This window comes from Streptomyces odonnellii (genome assembly GCF_000981895.1).
Classification (GTDB): Bacteria; Actinomycetota; Actinomycetes; order Streptomycetales; family Streptomycetaceae; genus Streptomyces; species Streptomyces odonnellii.
Genome location: NZ_LATD01000593.1, coordinates 1 through 2,229, shown reverse-complemented (window position 1 = coordinate 2,229; position 2,229 = coordinate 1). Strand labels below are relative to the sequence as shown.

Here is a 2,229-nt window from a genome sequence, read left to right as displayed (position 1 = left end):
TCCAGGGACCGCCGCTGTGCCGCAGCCCGCCGGCCCGCGGAGCCGGTACGCCGCCGGCCGTCTCGATCCGGCGCCGCCAGTCGTCCGAATACCCCGCGTGCCCCGCGTGCCCCGCGTCCCCTGCGTGCCCCGCCATGCCGCTCGCCCCTGTTCCTCTTCCGCGTTCCTCACCGCGATGTGGACGGCACTGTTCCAAAGCCGGGCAGGGGCCGGCCGCGCTCGTCAACAGGCCGCGGGAGCGCGTACGTACGGGCGGACCACCCGCGGTCCAGGCATTCCGAGGCCATCGGCCGCCCGGCCCGACAGCCGTGCGGCGCCGACAAGTTCACCCGTACGGTGCCCCGCCATCACCATGAGTCCCACCGGTCATGCCGGTACGGCGGCCCCCGCCCCCGGCCCGGCTCTCCGCGACGCTCGCGCCGGAGCCCTGACCGTAAAGGTGTAACAACGACAGTCATTGCCCGGAGTCACGCTCCGTGATACACAGAGTAACCATGCGCGGACACACATGGCAGATCCACGCCAGCTCAGCGAGGTGTGATCGGTCATATGTGCGGGGATCGGGTAAAGAGAGCCGCCAAGCGGCATACGAGAGCGGTTCCATCAGTGAAGATAGAGCGTGACCCATGCCATGGGGGCGTGGGCGTAACAACCCAACAGGGGCGGTGAGTTACATGTACCTGGCGGCCGAGAAGGGCGACATCACCACCATCATCGGTGGCATCGCGCCGAACTGGGGGCCTTTCGGGACACTGGGGAACGAGGCCCGCGTCATGATCGAGGTCGTGATGGCCGTAGCCATCCTTCTCTGCCTCGGCATCGCGATCTGGGGCGCGGCCAAACAGCGGATCGGAGCGACGGCGCTCCGGGACACGTTCAGCGCGGAGCAGGGCAAGGGCCTGATCGTCGCCGGACTGACCGGAGTCTTCATCATCGGCTCGCTGGGCACGCTTTTCACCATCGTCTACGGAATGGCCGTCTAGCGGCGACCATCCCCAAGTCCCCGGCCCGGGCCCCGGCCCCTGTCGCCCCACCATCCTCACCGTTCTCGTCAGTCCGTACCGGGCGTGCCCGGACCACCCTTCAACACCACCCGTCCGTCGCACCCACCGGCTGAGGTTGCGTCTCCCTGATGTCGAGTCACCACACCGCGCCCGCGCGGCAACCAGCACGGCTACCGTCGTACTGCACGTACTACACGGACACGAACCGCGCGGACCGCACGGACCACCAGGACCCGCACACGGCTGAGGGGGCGTACACGGCATGAGCTACGGCGACGAGCACGGCTACGGCGACGGCCCGGGCCGTACGGACGACGGCTTCGGCGGCACGGGCCAGACGCGTACGCGCCTGCCCGACGGCAGAACCGGCGACCTGTACGGCAGCGGCCCCCGCCGCCCGGCCCGCAGCTCGCGCTCCCTCATCACCGTGGTGGGCGTCGTCGTCCTCCTCATCGCGGCCATCGCGTTCGCGAACCGCGGCGGGGACAAGGGCGCCGAAGGCGCCAGGAGCACGGGCGGCGGCGCGGGCGCGGGCGCGGAGCCGACTGCGGCATCCGGCGTCAAGCCGGTGACGGGCAAGAACGGCACGATCCCCGCCGGCTTCCCCCACACCGAACAGGGCGCGGCGAGCGCGGCGGCCAACTACGCGGTGGCCCTGGGCTCCGCCGAGATGTTCGACGCCGCCTCCCGAAGGGACATCATCCGAGCCACGCACGATCCCGCCACCGTCGAAGACCTTCTGGCCGACATCGACACGGCGTACTCACCGGCCTTCTACCAGAACGTCGGGCTCAACGAGGACGGCTCCGCACCCGCCGGCCTCACCTTCGTGTCCAGAACCGTGCCCGTCGGCACCAAGGTCACCGGTTCCAGTGGGGACACGGCGACCGTCGAAGTCTGGTCCACCGGACTCCTCGGGCTGGTCGGCGAAGGCTCCACCAAGCCGGTGACCGAGACCTGGTTCACCATCACCACACAGCTCAAATGGACGGGCGGCGACTGGAAGATCACCTCTTCCAGCCAGTCGGACGGCCCCACGCCGGTCACCGGCGACAACCGGGCCTCCACCGCCGACGACATCGCCAAGGCCGTTGAGGAATATGGAGGCTTCACCTATGCCCGGTAGCCGCCGCCCCAGCGCGTCCTCGCTCGCCGCGACCCTGGCGGGCGCCTCGGCGCTGGTCCTCGCCCTGGCCGCGCGTGCCTCCGCCGCGCCCACCCCGAC

2 protein-coding genes are annotated in these 2,229 nt (G+C 70.4%); both read left to right on the top strand.

Features of this window, described 5'->3' with window-relative positions; translation table 11 throughout:
* The first annotated feature begins 674 nt into the window (after positions 1-674).
* The gene (locus WH07_RS35430) at positions 675-983 is read left to right on the top strand and encodes a hypothetical protein (protein WP_003985768.1); all 309 of its coding nucleotides are present in this window, start codon (positions 675-677) and stop codon (positions 981-983) included.
* 283 nt (positions 984-1,266) lie between these two features.
* Positions 1,267-2,130, top strand: a complete 864-nt coding sequence (locus tag WH07_RS35425) for a hypothetical protein (RefSeq protein WP_046509306.1) — start codon at positions 1,267-1,269, stop codon at positions 2,128-2,130.
* The last annotated feature ends 99 nt before the right edge of the window (positions 2,131-2,229 follow it).

What these genes read in the sequence shown, in the direction of transcription:
- WH07_RS35430 (WP_003985768.1), top strand. Translation starts at nt 675, where the DNA reads ATGTACCTGGCGGCCGAGAAGGGCGACATCACCACCATCATCGGTGGC.
- WH07_RS35425 (WP_046509306.1), top strand. Translation starts at nt 1,267, where the DNA reads ATGAGCTACGGCGACGAGCACGGCTACGGCGACGGCCCGGGCCGTACG.